General features: G+C 61.5%; 12 protein-coding genes. 10 read left to right on the plus strand and 2 right to left on the minus strand.

The window, feature by feature from the left end; all coding sequences use genetic code 11:
- Positions 1-3 precede the first annotated feature (3 nt).
- Positions 4-1,239 carry a polysaccharide ABC transporter ATP-binding protein gene (locus tag QMB98_RS04800; protein ID WP_371684539.1) on the minus strand — a complete coding sequence of 412 codons (1,236 nt, stop codon included), beginning with the start codon at positions 1,237-1,239 and terminating at the stop codon, positions 4-6.
- A complete protein-coding gene (locus QMB98_RS04805; RefSeq protein WP_371684540.1) occupies positions 1,239-2,168 on the minus strand; it encodes an ABC transporter permease in 930 nt (309 codons plus the stop codon). Before QMB98_RS04805 ends, QMB98_RS04800 begins: the two co-directional genes overlap by 1 nt.
- A gap of 145 nt (positions 2,169-2,313) precedes the next feature.
- On the opposite strand from QMB98_RS04805, the gene QMB98_RS04810 reads away from it, so the two are divergent.
- The 10 genes from QMB98_RS04810 to QMB98_RS04855 all read left to right on the plus strand — a co-directional run bounded on the left by QMB98_RS04810 (position 2,314) and on the right by QMB98_RS04855 (position 17,642).
- On the plus strand, positions 2,314-3,813 hold the full coding sequence (locus QMB98_RS04810) for a hypothetical protein (RefSeq protein WP_371684541.1): 1,500 nt from the start codon (positions 2,314-2,316) through the stop codon (positions 3,811-3,813).
- On the plus strand, positions 3,810-6,257 hold the full coding sequence (locus QMB98_RS04815; RefSeq protein WP_371684542.1) for a glycosyltransferase: 2,448 nt from the start codon (positions 3,810-3,812) through the stop codon (positions 6,255-6,257). Before QMB98_RS04810 ends, QMB98_RS04815 begins: the two co-directional genes overlap by 4 nt.
- 221 nt (positions 6,258-6,478) lie before the next feature.
- Positions 6,479-8,452, plus strand: a complete 1,974-nt coding sequence (locus QMB98_RS04820) for an alpha/beta fold hydrolase (RefSeq protein WP_371684543.1) — start codon at positions 6,479-6,481, stop codon at positions 8,450-8,452.
- Between the two features lie 118 nt (positions 8,453-8,570).
- Positions 8,571-10,799, plus strand: coding sequence for a DUF2142 domain-containing protein (locus tag QMB98_RS04825; protein ID WP_371684544.1), 2,229 nt, complete (start codon positions 8,571-8,573; stop codon positions 10,797-10,799).
- 149 nt (positions 10,800-10,948) lie between these two features.
- Positions 10,949-11,962 carry a glycosyltransferase family 2 protein gene (locus QMB98_RS04830; RefSeq protein WP_371684545.1) on the plus strand — a complete coding sequence of 338 codons (1,014 nt, stop codon included), beginning with the start codon at positions 10,949-10,951 and terminating at the stop codon, positions 11,960-11,962.
- Positions 11,959-13,128 (plus strand): glycosyltransferase family 4 protein, encoded by a 1,170-nt coding sequence (locus QMB98_RS04835; protein ID WP_371684546.1) that lies wholly within the window; start codon positions 11,959-11,961, stop codon positions 13,126-13,128. The genes QMB98_RS04830 and QMB98_RS04835 overlap by 4 nt, the downstream gene beginning before the upstream one ends.
- On the plus strand, positions 13,125-13,967 hold the full coding sequence (locus tag QMB98_RS04840) for an NAD-dependent epimerase/dehydratase family protein (protein ID WP_371684547.1): 843 nt from the start codon (positions 13,125-13,127) through the stop codon (positions 13,965-13,967). The genes QMB98_RS04835 and QMB98_RS04840 overlap by 4 nt, the downstream gene beginning before the upstream one ends.
- Complete coding sequence (locus tag QMB98_RS04845) at positions 13,964-15,046, plus strand: glycosyltransferase (RefSeq protein WP_371684548.1); 1,083 nt, start codon at positions 13,964-13,966, stop codon at positions 15,044-15,046. Before QMB98_RS04840 ends, QMB98_RS04845 begins: the two co-directional genes overlap by 4 nt.
- The gene (locus QMB98_RS04850; RefSeq protein ID WP_371684549.1) at positions 15,043-15,972 is read left to right on the plus strand and encodes a YbhN family protein; all 930 of its coding nucleotides are present in this window, start codon (positions 15,043-15,045) and stop codon (positions 15,970-15,972) included. The genes QMB98_RS04845 and QMB98_RS04850 overlap by 4 nt, the downstream gene beginning before the upstream one ends.
- Positions 15,969-17,642 (plus strand): DUF2142 domain-containing protein, encoded by a 1,674-nt coding sequence (locus QMB98_RS04855; RefSeq protein WP_371684550.1) that lies wholly within the window; start codon positions 15,969-15,971, stop codon positions 17,640-17,642. The genes QMB98_RS04850 and QMB98_RS04855 overlap by 4 nt, the downstream gene beginning before the upstream one ends.
- Positions 17,643-17,644 lie beyond the last annotated feature (2 nt).

Consider the following 17,644-nt stretch of genomic DNA (forward strand, 5'->3'; position numbering starts at 1 on the left):
TCGTCACTCGGGCTGGGCGGGTGCCTCACCGGGTGGGAGGGCGGGAGTACCATCGACCTGGACGGCTGGGTGGCTCTTAACGAAGCCCGTGGTCATGCCGTCCGAACGGACAACGATGACTCCGGTGTTGGACTTGGTGGCAAGCGGGACTCCGAACTCGGTCACAACCTTGACGTTGAAGACGTAGGTGTCCTCGCCGAGGTACAGGTGGGGGAGCGTGATTCGGACGGTTCCGGACTTCTCAATCTCCGGCATCTGCAGCTGCAGTTTTCTCGTATCCATGCCGAACACGTTCGTGCCGGCCAGGTTCTCAATCTCGAGTTCAATGCCGAACTTCTTCAGCGGCTTGTCGCTCGAGAGCTCGATGTCGAGGTCGAGATCATCGCCGGAGATGAAGACGTCTTGACCGTTGGGGAGGCGCACGAGCCCGGCGGGGGTCACCTCACCGATCGTGGCCGAGGTGGGCGTGGACTCCTCGATGATCGCGGCGTCCTTCAGTCGCTCCTGCTGGTAGGCGCGGTGGAGCACGCTCATGGAATCTCGCACGGGACCCAGGGTGACAAGCTCGCCCTTCTGGAGGATCGCGGCGCGATCACACACGTCGATGATCTGATCCGCGGAGTGGGAGACGAGGATGATGGAACGCCCCTCCTCTTGGAACTCGTGAATCTTGTTCATGCACTTGCGCTGGAAGGGCTCATCGCCCACGGCAAGCACCTCGTCAACAAGGAGGATGTCGGGGTCGGAATGGACGGCGACAGCGAATGCGAGCCTGACGTACATGCCGGAGGAGTAGAACTTCACCTGGGTGCCGATGAAGTCGGAGATTCCGGAGAAGGCAATGATGGAGTCGAGCTGGTTCTCAATCTCGTCCTCGGTGAGGCCGAGGATGGAGGCGTTGAGGTAGATGTTCTCGATGCCGGTGAGGTCGGGATGGAAACCAGCACCGAGCTCCAGCAGGGCAGCGAGCCTGCCGCGGACCCGGACCTCACCCGAGTCCGGTGCGAGGATGCCGCCGATGAGCTTGAGCAGGGTGGACTTCCCGGAGCCGTTGGGTCCAGCCAGTCCCAGTGACTCGCCCGCCTTCACCTCAAGGGAGATGTTGTTGAGGGCCGTGTACTTCTCACGGTGCTTGCGGGAACGTGCCGCATTAACAATGCGTTCCTTGAGCGACTTGTCCTGGTTGATGACGAAGTGCTTCGAAACGCTGTCGACCTCGATGACATTAACGTCGCTCACTAAAGCTCCTGTGCGAAGTTGCGCTGAGACTTTGCGAAGTAGCGCTGGGACAGAACGATGAGAACCAGGCCGATGGCAATGAAGATCAGCATGCTGGTCAGCAGGTTATCGGGCAGGGGAGCCGCCGATGATGTGCTGGGTGCCCACACGCCCGCCTGGAATCCGAGAACGGCGTTCGCCATGGGGTTCATGAGGTACAGTTCGGCAAGCCACGCGGGAGCAGCATCGACCACCATCGAATACGAGTAGACGATGGGGCAGAGCCACATACCGATGAGGAGGGACACCTCGACCAGGTACTGCACGTCGCGCAGGTAGACGTTGATGGCGGAGAGGAACAGGCCGGCCGCGATACCCCACACGAGAATGACGATGATGGAGAGGGGCACGTACGTGAGGAGGGATGGGATGTGGATCCCGGAGATGATGATCGCTCCCGCGAGCAACACCACCATCTGCGCGCAGAAGTTGATAAACGCAGCACCGGCTGCAGCTAGTGGGAAGATCTCCCGGGGGAGATACACCTTCTTGATGATGCCGGAGTTGCCCACGATCGAGCCCGTGGAGGACGCGATGATCTCGTTGAACAGGCCCCACGCCGTGAGGCCAGCAAACACGTACACACCGAAGTTCTCGATCGCACGGGAGGCTCCGAGGATCTGACCGATCGCGAAATAGTAGATGAGGAGCTGAACGAGGGGACGGATCAGGGTCCACAAGAATCCGAGGGTGGAGTCCTTGTAGCGGGCCTTCAGTTCCCTCTTGACCAGCAGCCACCAGAGTTCGCGATGGTCCCAAATGTCTTTCCAGGACGCGACCGCACCACGGAAGAAGTGACTGGACGGGACGACCACACGGAGGTCCTCACCCGCCAACCTGTCGATCCTGTCCAGGGCGGCCTGTGACCGCTCGGGGCCCTGCTCGCTCACATCTATCTCCGTTCCCTTCGCGAAATGCTCAGAATACATCCGCAAACTACACACATCGTAGTCGCAAGTTCAGCCCACACCCCATTCGGCGACACGGAAAGGGGATAGTATGGCTTGGCGTACGAACTCACGGTAAGGACACGATATGCATGTCATCGTCGATCGGGATGTTGAGCTACCCGACGAGTGGGTAACAGCCCTCGGGGACTCAACCATTCGCCGCGCTGGCCATCCCGCGCCCCTTGACCTCGACCCCAAGCCGGGAGGTCCCGTCATTGTCGTTGCCGACGTGGGTGCAGTGGACCCGGCACGGGTCCGTGAACTCCTCCATCAGGCAGAGTCGGCCGTGGCTGGCGGCAACTCGGCGGTCTTTGTTGAGGGTGTTGAAACGACCGAGGTCCTTGCCTCCCTCGGCGCCGTGTACGCGTTCGACTCGATGCAGACCCACTACGCGGGCGGTTTCGATCCCACCTACTCGGCGAAGGGCATGGGACTGGACATGCAGTTCCGTCTGACCGGCCGCGCCATCCGCTCCGTCCGCATCGGCTCCCCGGCCGTGCGCAGGGCCGTTGAACCGGAGATCGGCATCTACCTCGACGTCATGACGAAGAACCTGAGCCCGAGATCGCTGGCGGCACGCTTCGCTCCTCTCTTCACCGGAATTGTTGCTCACGGGCTGAGGGACGCAAACACGAAGATCCTTGACCTGCAGCGTTCCCCTGGTGGTGACGACGTGTTGACCATGAGTGTGGACCCGAACGAGCTGTCGGGTGCTCGCACCGTCCGCGACTGGTCTCTCCGCTTGGAAGCATCCAAGGATGCTCACTACATCAACCGTGTCGCGCGAAGGATTCCATCAGGAGCGCTCCCGTACCTTGATGACTTTGTCGACGAGGTGTGGGCGTCAACGAACATTCCTGCTGAGCAGAGGCAGATCCTCGAGGAGAGCTTTGCCGACCTCTCTCCCGCCCGTCACGCCGCAGTGCTCGTGGCGGACGAGGCGGACGAGGCAGCGACTGCTCGCGCCACTACCATCGCCCAGGTAGCACCGAACACGGTGCTGTGGGCTCCCGACACGAGGACCGTGTCGGAGTGGAACGGGGGATGGAAGAAGACCGATCTCACGATTGATGACCTCGAGTACGACCCGGTTGTCATTCTCATTGCCACCAGCATCAGAACCGTCCCGTGGGCGCAGGTGAGCGGCGCCGTTGTGGTCTCCGACCTGACAACGACGGACCTGACCTCCCGGCTCGTGTCCGACTGGGTTGGGAGCACGGACGACTTCCGTGGCCACTCCGCCCAGGTCTTTGGCGAGACCTTCCTGCGTGCCGACCGGATCATCACGGCCGATTCCGAGGGGCGCGACTTCGTTCTCGGGTTCATCTCCGGGCTCAAGCGGCTCAACGCGTACGCATACGACGCCGATACCTCCTATTCGACGATCGTTGCCGTGGAAAACGGAGCGGACGAGGCCGCTGGAGTCATCTTGAGGCCCGTTCGCGCCCTCGATCTCGTGGAAACCACGGTCGAATACGAGTCCACCCCGCACGCTGTCTTTGCCAAGGAGAAATCAGGTTTCGTGGACACGCTCAAGAACTCGGGACGCAAGGTCGCCGAGACCGTGAAGGGAATCAAGAAATGACCACAGTATCTGTCATTCTCGTCAACTTCCGTGGTGCGGACGACACCATCGCGGCAGTCGAATACCTTCGCAAGTCCAACTGGCCCCAGGAGGACCTCGAGATCGTCATCGTCGAAAACGATTCCGGTGACGACAGCCTCGAGCGCCTCCAGACGGCATTGCCGAATGAGAAGGTCATCGACTCGGGAGCGAACCTTGGCTTCGCCGGCGGATGTAACTTCGGTGTCACGCACTCGACCGGCGACATCGTCGCCTTCCTCAACAACGATGCCCGCCCGGACGAGAACTGGATCCGGGCAGCAGTCGAGGCCATGGAAGCAGACTCCACGATCGGTTGCGTCGCGTCCAAGGTGCTGGACTGGGAGGGCGAGACCATCGACTACGTTGATGGCGCACTCACGTGGTTCGGCATGGGCTACAAGAGGGAAGCCACCCAGGTCGACGACGGTCAGTACGACACCCCAAAGAACGTCCTGTTCCCCACCGGGGCGGCGACCTTCGTGCACAGGTGGCTGTACGAGGAACTCGGTGGCTTCGACGAACGCTACTTCATGTTCTACGAGGACGTGGACCTGGGGTGGCGAATCAACCTCGCCGGATACAACGTCCGCTACGTCCCCACCTCCCTCGCCTTCCACCGTCACCACGTGACGATGAACAAGTTCGGCAACTACCGCGAAACGTATCTGCTGGAACGTAACGCCCTCGCCTGCATGTACAAGAACTTCGGTCCCGACATGCTCCGCTCCGTGTTCGCTCCCGCACTGGCCCTTGCCGTGGAACGCTCCGCCTCAAGGGCCGAAGCAGAGGGAGTCGATGCCCTTAAGGCGTACGACGGAGGTGAAATCCGCAAGATCGCGGCAACCGCACCCCACGCCATCTCGTGGTTCGCCGATCTTCTCCCGTCCTTCGCGGAGTCGCGGAAGGAGATCCAGGCATCCCGCAAGCGCGGCGATGATGAGATCCTCCCCCTTATGCGGAACGCTCTCGAGCCCGCATACCCGCTCCCGCAGTACCTGGAGACCCACGACGAACTGGTGGAGCACTTCCATCTGAAGGATGTCTTCAGCCTCCAATCGAAGATCCTCATCGTGACTGGCGAACCGATCGCGGCCAAGATGGCGGGCCCCGCCATCCGCGCCTGGGAGATGGCGAAAAGGCTGTCTGTCTCGCACGCCGTGCGCCTGTGCTCGACGGCAGGAGTCGGCCAGGTCGGCCCCCAGCCCTTCGAACTGTTTAACGGGGATGAAAATACCCTCAAGGCAGTGACCGATTGGGCGGATGTCATCATTTTCCAGGGGTTCCTCCTCGAGGCCGCCCCCTGGTTGCGCGACTCGAAGAAGATCATCGTGGCCGACATCTACGACCCCATGCACCTCGAGCAGCTCGAGCAGGCACGCGACCAGGGTCCGAAGGGCAGAACCGAGTCCATCGAGGGAGTCACGGACGTCCTCAACCGTCAGATCGCACGCGCCGACAAGTTCCTGTGCGCCTCGGAGAAGCAACGGTCCTTCTGGATCGGCCAGCTCGCTTCCATGGGCCGCATCAACACAAACGTACTCGGCCTGGATCGCACCCCCGAGGACCTCATCGACACCGTGCCCTTCGGTCTTGGTGAGGAAAGTCCCGTGCAGGACCGCCACGCCATCCGGGGCACCGTCCCGGGTATCGGCATGGACGACAAGGTCATCCTGTGGGGCGGCGGCATCTACAACTGGTTCGACCCCATCACCCTCGTGAGGGCAGTGGATAAGCTCAAGAACACTCATCCGGATGTTCGGCTCTACTTCCTCGGCGTCAAGCACCCGAACCCGGGCGTGCCGAAGATGAGGGTGGCGCAGGAAACCATGGACCTGTCGAAGAAGCTCGGGCTCACCGATAAGCACATCTTCTTCAACCACGACTGGGTCGAATACGACGACCGCCACAACTACCTGCTCGACGCGAACGTTGGTGTGTCCACCCACTTCGAGCACATCGAAACCCAGTACTCGTTCCGCACAAGAATCCTCGACTACCTGTGGGCGGGCCTCCTGATCGTTGCCACGACCGGTGACTCGTTCGGTAGCGTGCTCGATGAGGAGGGCATCGGCATCGGCGTTCCTCCCGAGGACGTGGATGCGCTCGCGGATGCTCTTGAGAAGGCCCTCTACGACGACGAGTTCGCTCACGTGTGCCGCACGAACATTGCCGAATATTCGAAGAAGTTCGAGTGGTCCAATGCTCTCGCCCCGCTTCTCGAGTTTGCGAAGCACCCGACCCGCGCGGGTGACCTCAAGTACCTGGAGGAAGGGGCATTGCCGGAAGGCATGCTGGGATTCATCAAGCCCGGGTTCGACATGAAGAGGGACGCCAAGCTGGTTGTCGATTACCTGAGAACCGGCGGACCCAAGGTACTCGCTACCAAGGTGGCGTCCCGCCTGCGCAAGTACCTGCCGTCCTGATGATCAACCCGCCCAGATTGCAACGCGAACCTGAGTTCCGTAGCTACCTGGGCGAGTTGAGTTATGTGGGTGTTGGGCTCTGGGGGCTCGCGGACAGGAGCGACTCGAGCAAGGTACATGACTCGAGTGACGTCGCGAATGCCCCAGAGATTTGGCGAACTTCATCAACCGACGAAGCGAACGAATACAAGCGACAAGTGAAGAGATAGAGACAAGAGCAGATGGAAGAACGAAACATTTTTGAATCACTTGAGGACTTCATTGCGATCCCGCGCGTGACCGGGCTGGAGTCCCGCCACGGCCGCACCGTCGCATCCGTTGCCTCCCTGGCCAAGAAGAAGGACACGTACGTGACCCGCCTGGTCGAGCTGGGGGAGGAACCGAAGCCGCTCACCCGGGCCAAGAAGGGCGACAGCCTTGAAGCGATTGGCGAGAGGGGAGAGCTGTACTTCTCCTCGAAGCGCGATGACGACTCGAGCGAAGAAGAGGTCAACGACGCGCTGTGGATGCTGCCCCCGGGAGGAGAGGCGCGCGTCGTGCTGCGCAGGCCGGGTGGCGTGAACTCGGTCGTGACCGCGGGCGGCAAGCTCATCATCACCGCCGACAGCTTCGCAGGCTTCGACGAGGAGAAGAACCTCGAGCTCACGAAAGACCGGAAGGAACGCGGAGTGACCGCGATCCTGCACGAGTCCTTCCCGGTCCGGTACTGGGACCACGACCTGGGCCCCACGTACCCGGCGCTGTACGAGGCCGATCTTCCGAGCCTGGATGGCGACGATGAGATCGCGCTTCGCCGCATTGATATTCCCGAGGGCAGGCTTCAGGGAGTCGAGGTGTCGGATGATGGTGCGATTATTCTTGTCTCGATCGAGACCCTCCTGAACGGAACCACCCAGATCAGCACGGTCTACTCGATTGTCGATGGCGAGACCACGGTTGTCGCTCAGGACCCCGCGGCCACGGGCAACGCAGGCGAAACGTTCGTCGAGTACTCTGCCGGCCCCATCTCTCCCTCTGGCAAGTACGCCATCATCGGAGCCTCAAGCGGCAACCGTGACGGACACCCACTGCGGGACTGGAACGAGATCTACGACTTTGAGGCCGGCACACTCAGGCCGCTGACCGACTCGTTCGATGACTGGACGAATGATGGCCTGTGGCTCGATGACAACACGCTTATTGTCACGGCTGACCGCTTGGGTCGTGGATCCATCTATCGCGTGGATGTGGCAACGGGTGAGTTCACGTTGCTGACCGACGACGATTACCACTACTCAAGCGTTGGTGAGGTGAATGGTCAGATCGTGTGCCTGCGCGACTCGATCATCGATCCGGCAACCCTGGTCCGCGTCGATCCCAGCACGGGCGCCGTCACCGAATTGTCTCGACTCACGCCTCCGATCACGTCGATGGGGAAGCTCACCGAGGTGGCGACCACCGCCGAGGACGGCACGGACCTGCGCGCTTGGCTCGTGCTTCCCGAGGGTGGCAAGCCCGCTCCGCTGGCTGTGTTCGTGCATGGCGGCCCCTGGGGCTCGTGGAACGGCTGGACATGGCGGTGGAACCCGGGTCCGTTCGTGGCCAAGGGCTACGCGGTGCTCCTCCCGGACCCCGCGATCTCCACCGGTTATGGCCAGCACATGATCGACCGCGGCAATGACCAGCTTGGTGGCACCCCGTACACGGACCTCCTTGCCCTCATCGACGCGACCGAGGCGCGCGACGACATCACGGGAGAGAACACGGCCCTGCTCGGTGGATCGTATGGCGGGTACATGGCGAACTGGATGGCTGGACACACGGGTAACCGCTTCTCCTGCATCGTCTCCCACGCCTCCCTGTGGAACATCGACTTCATGGGTCGCACCACCGACAACGGTGAGTGGCACGAGTGGATGGCACCGACCCAGGCCGGCACCTACTCGCCGCACCTGTCGGCAAGCGACATCGAGGTCCCGATGCTCGTCATCCACGGCGATCGCGACTACCGCGTTCCCGTGTCTCAGTCCCAGTCCCTGTGGCACGCGCTCTTGAGAGACTCGAAGGTCGATGGGCACAAGTTCCTCTACTACCCGGATGAGAACCACTGGATCCTTAAGCCCTCGAACTCGCTCGTCTGGTACGAGACGGTCATGGCGTTCCTCGCGGAAAATGTGCTGGGCCAGGACTGGAAGCGCCCCGAACTGCTCGGCTAGTCCCGTGCACGGTAGTGCGCGAGCCACTCGATTCGAGGCAAGAAAGCGGTAGGAAGCGGCGAGTAATCGCCGCTTCCTGCTACTGTGACGATGAACCTTGCGAGAAGGGAGCCGGGGTATGAAGGTCGTCTTGACCAGGAAACGGTTTATCGGTGCCACGGCGGTCCTGACTGCCGCGTACCTGATTCTGCTCATCACGTGGGCGTACGTTACCCCAGCATTCCGGTCACCGGACGCTCCCATGCATTACAACTCGATCATGCGCCTCGTCAACGGTGGCGGATGGCCGGACCCGGGTACTGCCCGGATCGACGAAGGCGTGCTGACAGTTGGTAAGGAAGGCGGCCTCGTCAGTGCCGAAGCCACGGGCTTCAACCAGCGCTACTTCAGCACCGTTCCCGACGGCCTGATCCAAGGAACCGGCGACCAGTTCCCGTGGATCCATCCGCTGCCGGAGGACGATCGAGCAGTTCCCGAGTTTGGTGATGGCTACACGAGTGGCATCGACCAAATGACCCAGCATCCTCCCGTTTACTACGGGATTGCTGCCGGTTACCTCAAGGTCTTGGGCGCCGACCACTGGCAGTGGGATGGGCAGCTGCTCGCCCTTCGTGTTCTTTCCGCTCTGATGGTCATGTGGGTGGTGCCGGCGACTGTCTACACAGCGCGCAAGACGGGCCTTGGCAGGCGACTCTCGCTCTTCGCTGGACTTGGAATCTTCGCCATTCCCCAGCTCGCACACGTTGGTTCCTCGATCACCAACGACTCCCTCTACATCCTTGTTGGTGCCCTCGTGCTGGCGCAGTCAGCGCGCGTTCTCTTCGGCAATCCGACCAAACGAGACGTTGTCATCTCGGGCCTGCTTCTTGGCCTTGGACTGTGGACGAAGGCAACGTTCCTCGTGTTCGGCTTGGTTGTGGGACTCTCGTTTGTTCTCGCGAGGGCCGCGATCCCCGCGGGACGCAAGTGGCTCTACGGCGTTTCCGCCGGCATGCTCGGCGTTGTCGTTGGCGGGCTCTGGTGGGTCCGGAACCTCATCGTGTACGGCTCACTGCAGCCTTCGGGCATGAAGATCGCGCAGGCGGACTGGGGAACAGAGAGCCCAGATCTACGAGACTTCCTTCCCATCGCATGGACCGACTTCGTCGAGTCCTTCTGGGGCAAGTACGGGTGGCTGGAAATCCCGCTCCCCAGCTGGATGATCCCAACCCTGACGCTCTGTGCGGTTGCCATGGCCATCCTCGGCTTCATTGCCGCGAAGGGCCGGCGCACAGCACTCAGCGCTCTCCTGCCGTTCCCCGTGCTCGTGTTCGCCATCATCCTTGGCCAGTCGTGGCTGAACTACGTGTACACGGGCCAGGTGGCCGGTATGCAGGGGCGCTACATCTTCCCCGCAATCTCCGCTCTGGCGGTCCTGGTCGCGTGGTGCTTTGTTTCCCTTCGGAGACAGCTGGAACCGAGGTTCGCTCAGATCGCGGAATGCGTGTACGTCATCTCCGTTCCCCTCATCGCCTCCTACGGTGTGTGGTGGATGCTCCAGACCGTCTACCGCGACAACGACGAGCTCCTCAAGTTCTCGTGGACCACGTGGGATCGTTGGTCGATCGCGACCGGAGCAACTCTCAAGCTCTGGGTGGGCGCGACCCTGGGCATTTTCGCCATCATCATGATCGTTGGTTGCTACCTGGCACGTGCTTGCAAGCACGGGGATACGCCTCCCGCGCACGTGTACCCGACCCATCGCGACATCGAGTCACTCGAGCGCACCGGCAATCAGCCCGGACACGTCGAACGGGATGCTGAATCTGATGAGTTCCTCAAGCAACACGCTCCGGTGCCCGTTGGTGCTGGCGCGGTGTCTTTGGGCAGTGAATCCCACGCCGAGGGCGATGCTCACGCTGGGGGAATCGAATCGGACCCCAGCATCGCGCACGGCTCGCACGAGGAGTCCGACGTATCCGACGCCGCCGAGCAGGTGGAGCAGGGCGACCAGGTTGAACAAGACGATCAAGCCGAAGAGGGTGATCAGGTGGAGCACGCCGAGGAGTCCTCACTTGATGATGTTCGCACCGTCGATCAGCTGCGTGGCGTCGCCCCGGTGAGGCCTACTGATGATCAGCCAGGAACTGCCAACGATGATCAGCCGGTTGTCGCTCACGATGACCGGACGCGTGGTGCTCATGAGCCCGAGTTCGAGAACTCGGGGATTGAGTCCGCGGGGGAGGTCCCGGTGGAGCAAATCGAGAGAGCTGAGCCTCAGGTCGGACAAGATTCGACTGACCCAGCCTCCGACGAACCGGATGCCTCCTTTGATGGCGCAAGCGATGCTCAGGACAAGCCGGAATAGCACTATCACTATCCAGATCGCTACTTGTCAGTAGACTTCCAAGCAGTGAGGGTAGGCGTGTCGACTCGCTTACACCTGAGGGAAGTTATCGCAGAATACGGGCCTAGTTTCTATAATCTCTAGAGGTTAGGGAGATTGAAGGAAGAGCAATGAAAGTTTTTGTGCAGGTTCCATGCCTGAATGAGGAAGAGACTCTGCCGCTCGTGTTGCAGTCGATTCCGAGAGAGATTCCGGGTGTTGACTCGGTTGAGATCCTCATTATTGATGATGGCTCGACGGACCGCACGATCGAGGTTGCGAAGGAACACGGAGTGAAGCACTTCGTGCGTCACGCACGCAACATGGGTCTTGCTCGGTCCTTCCGTGATGGTGTGGACTACGCGCTGTCCCACGGTGCCGATATTGTCGTCAACACCGACGGTGACAACCAGTACCCTCAGGAGCGCATCCCGGACCTGGTGGCACCGATTGTTGCGGGCCGCGCAGACATCGTCATTGCCGACCGTCAAACCTCGAAGATCGCTCACTTCTCCGCTTTCAAGAAGCTCATGCAGAACGTCGGTTCGAAGGTCGTGAACCGCGCTGCCGGCACGAAGCTTCCCGATGCGGCATCGGGCTTCCGCGCCTACTCGAAGTTCTCCCTGTACCGCCTCAACGTGGTCACCCAGTTCTCGTACTGCATGGAGACGATCATTCAGGCAGGTAACAAGCGCCTGCGTATTGAATCCGTCCCGGTCACGACCAACCCGAAGACCCGCGAGTCCCGCCTTTTCAAGAACATCTGGCAGCACATGTTCAAGTCCGGACTCGCCATCGTCCGTTCGTTCCTCATGTTCAAGCCCTACGTCATCCTCGGCTGGCTGGGTGCCATCATGTTCTTCGCGGGACTCATCCCGTTCATCCGTTTCTTTGTCTTCTGGGTGCAGGGAGAGGGCGCCGGCCACATTCAGTCCCTCATTCTTGGTTCCGCCATGCTCGTCGGTGGTCTCCTCAGCCTGGCTCTGCTCGTGATCGCGGACCTCTTGCGTACCAATAGGGTTCTCTTGGAGGACCAGCTGGAGCGCATCAAGGAGATTCAGTACGACACGAGGCTCCTGCCCCCGGAGTCCGTTGACGAAACACCCAACAGCATGCCGAAGCGGGAAACGGCCGAAAACCAATGAGGAAGCGCCGGCCACGGGTTCTAATTCTTGCATCCACGTTCCCAGCGCACCCGGGGGACGGAACCCCCGAGTTCGTTGGTGATCTCGCCGTCGAACTGGCGAAAACCATGGATGTCAGGGTGCTCGTGCCGGCTGTTCCCGGTGCGGACCTTGTCAGCTCCTACAAGGGCGTCGAGGTGCACCGCTTCCGGTTCTTCCCGCGCCGCTGGGAGGATTTGGCCGACGGGGCAATCCTTGAGAATATCCGCGGAAACTGGACTCGGGCGCTCCAGATCGTTCCGTTTCTGGTCTCCGAACTCATTCACGTCGGTGCGCACCTGCGCTCCTTTAAACCGGATGTCCTCCATGTTTTCTGGATCATCCCGCAAGGTTTTACCGCCTACCTGGTGACCCGCAAGGTCCCCGTCCTGCTCACCACCCTCGGCGGCGACCTCTACGCTCTCGTTGACACCCCGATCAAGCCGATCCTCAAGAGGGTGCTCAAGCACGCGAAGCACACGACGGTCATGAACGCGGAAATGAAGCGGCAGGTGGAGGGACTGGGGATCACTCCGGATCGGGTATCTGTGGAGCCCATGGGAGCCGACCTCTCCGAGATCGTGCCCCACACGGTGCGAGAAACCGATCGTGTCGACATCCTGTTCGTGGGCCGGCTAGTCGAAAAGAAGGGCCTCACCCACCTCCTGGACGCGCTCAAGGACTCGACCATCGACTACTCTCTGACCGTTGTCGGTGACGGTCCGCTCGGTGAAGAGCTGAAGGCTCAGGCGGCGGGCATGCCAGTCGAATTCGTCGGTGCTCTCTCCAAGGAGAAGCTGCGTCAGCAGTATTCAAAGGCCGACATGATTGTCCTGCCATCCGTGCGCGCCGTTTCAGGCGACCAGGATGGCTTGCCCGTTGTGCTTCTCGAGGCACTCGGCTCCGGCCTGCCCGCGATCGCCTCCAACCTCTCCGGCATCGACTCCGTCGTAACCGACAACGAGAGCGGCCTCCTTGTTCAACCAGGGAACGACGATGAGCTACGCAACGCCATTGAGCGGCTGGCTGGTGACACCGAGCTGCGACGCAGGTTGTCCGCCGAGGGCAAGCGCCGCGTCGAGGAACGTTCCGTTCCCGCGGTTGGCAGGCGCTACGCCAGTCTCCTGAAGAGGGTGGCGGAACAATGAAGGTCGGAATAGTTGGCGGTCACGGATTCATCGGTTCCGCACTCAGCAGTGAGCTCGCTGGACACGAGGTAGTCCCCTTCACACGCGACTACCCGCTGACCTCACCCGAGGCGGCCGATGTCGTGGCAGACCTTGACGCTCTTGTCTGGGCCGCATCCTCAAGTACTCCCGCGACCCTCGCCAAGCACCCCGAGTACGCGGATGTCGAGCTAGCCGAGTTCACGGAGACACTGGGTGTGCTGGCGGACCTGCCTGAGAAGCGACTCATTGTCCTCTCGTCCGGCGGTACCGTGTACGGAAACAGCCCCTCACCGCACGACGAGTCGGCGCCGCTCGCGCCGGTCAGCGTGTACGGCGAGCTCAAGGTCAGGATCGAGGAGAGGCTGAAGGAACTTCAGCCACATGCCACGATCCTTCGCCTATCCAACGTGTACGGGCCCGGTCAGTTGGGTGTCGGCGGGCAGGGTGTGCTTGCACACTGGATGAACGCCATTGCCGAGGGCGGCAGCCCCGTGATCTACGGGGATCCAGAGGTCGCCCGAGACTACATCTACATCGGGGATGCTGTGCGAGGCATTCGCCTGGCACTGGAGACCGATGTGCGCGGCCAGATCATCAACCTGGGTTCCGGTTACCCAACGACCCTGCGGGAACTTTACGCCGAGGTTGCGGCAGTGACCGGCATCGATAATCGGCCCGACATTCAACCGGGCCGGCCCTACGATAATCAGTCAACCTGGTTGCAGATATCCAGGGCCCGTGAACTCTTGGATTGGGAACCAACAGTCACGTTGGGCGATGGAATACGAAACATGTGGGAATGGAAGGAGCGCAAATGAAGATTCTCGGATTTGGAACATACAACGCCTCCGTCCACCCGCGTATTGGCATCCTTCTTGAGGGCCTGCGGGACGCGGGGCACAACGTCAACGAACTCAATGCGAAGCTCAAGGTCAGCACGGAGTCCCGCGTCGCGGCACTGTCCTCGCCATCGGCGGCGTTCGCCTTCTTCAAGAACCTCGTCAAGAACTGGAGCACACTCGTTGCTGGCAGCTCCAAGTACCGGGGAACCAACAAGCCCGACGCAATCGTTGTCGGCTACCTTGGGCACTTCGACGTGCTCCTTGCGCGGCTCCTGTTCCCGAGGACCCCGATCATCCTCGATCACCTGATCTACGCGGCCAATACCGCTGAGGATCGCGGCGCGAGCGGCAGGGGACTGCACGTCGTCCTGTCGGCGCTCGACAGGCTTGCCCTGACGACCGCAAACATCGTCGTGTACGACACCCCCGCCCACGCGAAGCTTGCTCCCGCGTCACTTCAACACAAGGGCGTTGTTGTGCCCGTTGGGGCACCCGACCAGTGGTTCGAGGCGAGGCGGAAGGCCCCCGAGCACGGCGTCGTCTTTTACGGCCTCTACACCCCGCTCCAGGGCACCCCGGTCATCGCGAAGGCGCTCCGGATCCTTGCGGACTCGGGCGACCTTCCCCGCGTGACGATGATCGGCACCGGGCAGGACTACGACGAGGTCCGGAAGATCGTTGGCGATGCTGACGTGACGTGGCTGGACTGGGTGGACTCCACCGACCTGCCCGAGCTCGTCGCCAATCACACCATTGGCCTTGGCATCTTCGGCACCACGACGAAGGCGCAGCGGGTTGTTCCCAACAAGGTGTATCAGTCGATGGCGGCGGGCCTCGCCACCATCACCTCCGACACTGAACCTCAGAAGGCAATGCTGGGGGATGCCGCAACCTACGTTCCCGTTGGGGACGCGGAGGCACTCGCGGCAGCAATCCGTGAGCTCACTTCTGACGAGGCGAAGCGGGAAAAGATGAGGGAGCGCGCGGGAGCCCTCGCCGACCGCGAGTTCACCCACAAGTCCGTGACCCGCCCACTTTCGAATCGACTTTCATGAAATCAGTACTCTCAGCATTACGTTCCCCCGCATTCCGGGCATTCTTCATGGTGGCGGCGCTCGCGGCCGCCGTTTGGGCTGTTGTCTCGAACTGGGACGAGGTATCGGCTGCGCTTGCGCGACTGGACTGGTGGATTGTCGTTCTCGCTCTTGTCGTGTCCATCATCTTCGTGACTCTCACGATGCTGGCGTGGCGGACCTTGCTGAACGATGCTGGCGCACCTGTGGGAAAGGCTCCCGCACGCCGCATCTTCTACGTTTCCCAGGTTGCCAAGTACCTGCCCGGTGGCGTGTGGAACTTCGTGGCAGCCGCGGAGATGGGAGCGGACTACGACATCTCCCGCCGCCGTTCCGTCACCGTTCTCCTCATGTCCATGCTGGTGTCCGTTGTCACCGGCCTTGCGCTCGCCACGGTCGCCATCGTGTTCGGACCATCCGGTGTTGCTGGAGACTACTGGTGGGTGCTGATCGTTCTCCCGATCTTCGCCATCATTCTTTACCCGCCGATTCTCAACAAGCTGGTCAACAAGGGCCTTCAGCTCTTGAAGCGCGACCAGCTTGAGCGCCCCTTCACGGGCAAGGCCATTGCGATCGCCGCGGGCTTCTCCACCCTCAGCTGGGTCGTCTCGGGCCTGCAGGTGTGGATGATTCTCACGGGACTCGGCAACCCTGCCCGACTCGACACCTACTTCCTCACCTTGGGCGGTTACGCCCTCGCCTGGGTGGTTGGTTTCCTTGTGTTCTTCATTCCCGCCGGTGTTGGCGTGCGCGAGGTCGTCCTTGGCGCCACCCTGACCGGGCTGGTATCCGGCGGCGATATCGTTGTCGTTGTTCTTTTGAGCCGCATTCTCTTTACTGTCGCCGATGTGGTTCTCGGCCTTGGTGCCTCGGTCATGATGCGCCGCGATGCAAGGAGTGAATCGTGACCCGAAAAAGCTTTGTCAGAGCCAGTGTCCTGCTGACCTTCCTCGTCGTTATTCTCCAGTCGGTGTGGGCGCTGTCGATGCCGGCTTTCAGGGGACCGGACGAGCCGCATCACGTCAACTCGATCATGAGGGTCGCGAGCGGCAATGGCTGGCCGGAACCCGGCGACGCCATCGTGGATACCAAGATGATCGTGGCCGGACGCGAGGCAGGCATCATCACCCCGGGCGCTAACGACTTCACGACGCGCAACCGCACGCGCCTCCTGCACGGCTCACCCATCAACCAGTACTTCGCCGATACCCCAGTCGTTCCTCACGATAGGCGAGCCTCGATCTACCCGGTCGAGGTGGCGGCAGAGGGCGCTCTCGAGGTTGATCAGATGACCCAGCACCCGCCGCTCTACTACGCGGGCGGCGCAGTGGTCGTTAAGATATTCGACTTGGAGGAGGCTCCCTGGGATCGCCTCCTGCAGGTTCTCCGCCTCTACGGAATTGTTCTCACCATCCCGGTTGTTCCCTCGTTCATCTACACCGCACGCAGGCTGGGTGCGAGCAGGCGATGGGCGTTGCTGGCAGGCTTCATCCCCCTCTCCATCCCCCAGCTCTTCGGCACCTCCGGTGTCGTCACGAACGACACTCTCGCGATCGGCGCGGGCGCGATCGTCATGGCCGCGATAGCAAAGGCCGGCACGGAGCGGATCAGCGCCAAGACCGTCGCCCTCGTCGGTGTATCCCTCGGCTTCGCACTGTGGAGCAAGGGCCTCCTCCTGGCTCTTGGCCTCCCGCTCATTCTCGTGTTCATGCTTGCCAAGAACGAGCCGTGGAAGAAACGGATCCTCGCGACACTGGTTGCGGGCGTCAGCGCACTCGCAATCGGCTGGTGGTGGATCCTCAATATCATCAGGTACGGGGTTATTCAGCCAGCCGGTTACCACCGCGATCCTCCCGCGGACTGGGATCCCGCGTTCGCTGACTTCTCACACTTCTTCACGATCGCGTTCCGTACGTTCACGAACTCGTTCTTCTCGTCCTTCGGTTGGTTGGAAGGCAACTTCCCCGAAATCATCACTCTCGTCCTCCTTGTCGTCATGATCCTCGCGGTGCTGTGGAGCATCATCAAGGCGGGACGCGGCCGCAAGACCTACCTGATCCTGCTTTCGCCGTTCGTTGGCCTCGTCGCCCTGCTGTACTTGCAGGGGTGGTCGAACTACCTGTCCACCTCGGTCGTGGCCGGTGTGCAGGGCCGGTACCTGTACCCCTCCATCGTCGCCTTTGCGGGTATTGTTCTCGGCCTCCGCTACTTCGGCAGGTGGGGATACCGCCTGAGCGTCCTGTACGCCGTTGGCGTGGGAGCATTCGGTTACCTGTGGATGATCCGCAGCTCCTACCCGGGTGCCGTCTGGGTAGACATGGACCGCATGGCATTTGTCGTCGGTGTGTCCGTTCCCGTTCTCACCATTGCGCTCACGATTTACGTGATCACCAACATTGCTATCGTTCTCGTTGGGCTGGGCTGGGCTCAGAAGGCCAATCAGCCCGATGCTGCCGACCAGATCGAGTATGAGCCCGTGGCGGTGGTTTCCGCTCCCGAGTCCCATGAGGATCCCAGTGCCACCGAGGTGTACGGGAGCGATGCGGTCGACCAGGGCGACCAGTCCTGGCAGAGGTAGCC

Source organism: Flaviflexus sp. (assembly GCF_041440645.1).
In the GTDB taxonomy this organism is placed as follows: domain Bacteria; phylum Actinomycetota; class Actinomycetes; order Actinomycetales; family Actinomycetaceae; genus Flaviflexus.

Excerpts from the sequence above, each read along its gene's own strand:
- QMB98_RS04840 (WP_371684547.1), top strand. The coding sequence starts at position 13,125 with ATGAAGGTCGGAATAGTTGGCGGTCACGGATTCATCGGTTCCGCACTC.
- QMB98_RS04850 (WP_371684549.1), top strand. The coding sequence starts at position 15,043 with ATGAAATCAGTACTCTCAGCATTACGTTCCCCCGCATTCCGGGCATTC.
- QMB98_RS04830 (WP_371684545.1), top strand. The coding sequence starts at position 10,949 with ATGAAAGTTTTTGTGCAGGTTCCATGCCTGAATGAGGAAGAGACTCTG.
- QMB98_RS04815 (WP_371684542.1), top strand. The coding sequence starts at position 3,810 with ATGACCACAGTATCTGTCATTCTCGTCAACTTCCGTGGTGCGGACGAC.
- QMB98_RS04820 (WP_371684543.1), top strand. The coding sequence starts at position 6,479 with ATGGAAGAACGAAACATTTTTGAATCACTTGAGGACTTCATTGCGATC.
- QMB98_RS04810 (WP_371684541.1), top strand. The coding sequence starts at position 2,314 with ATGCATGTCATCGTCGATCGGGATGTTGAGCTACCCGACGAGTGGGTA.
- QMB98_RS04825 (WP_371684544.1), top strand. The coding sequence starts at position 8,571 with ATGAAGGTCGTCTTGACCAGGAAACGGTTTATCGGTGCCACGGCGGTC.
- QMB98_RS04835 (WP_371684546.1), top strand. The coding sequence starts at position 11,959 with ATGAGGAAGCGCCGGCCACGGGTTCTAATTCTTGCATCCACGTTCCCA.
- QMB98_RS04845 (WP_371684548.1), top strand. The coding sequence starts at position 13,964 with ATGAAGATTCTCGGATTTGGAACATACAACGCCTCCGTCCACCCGCGT.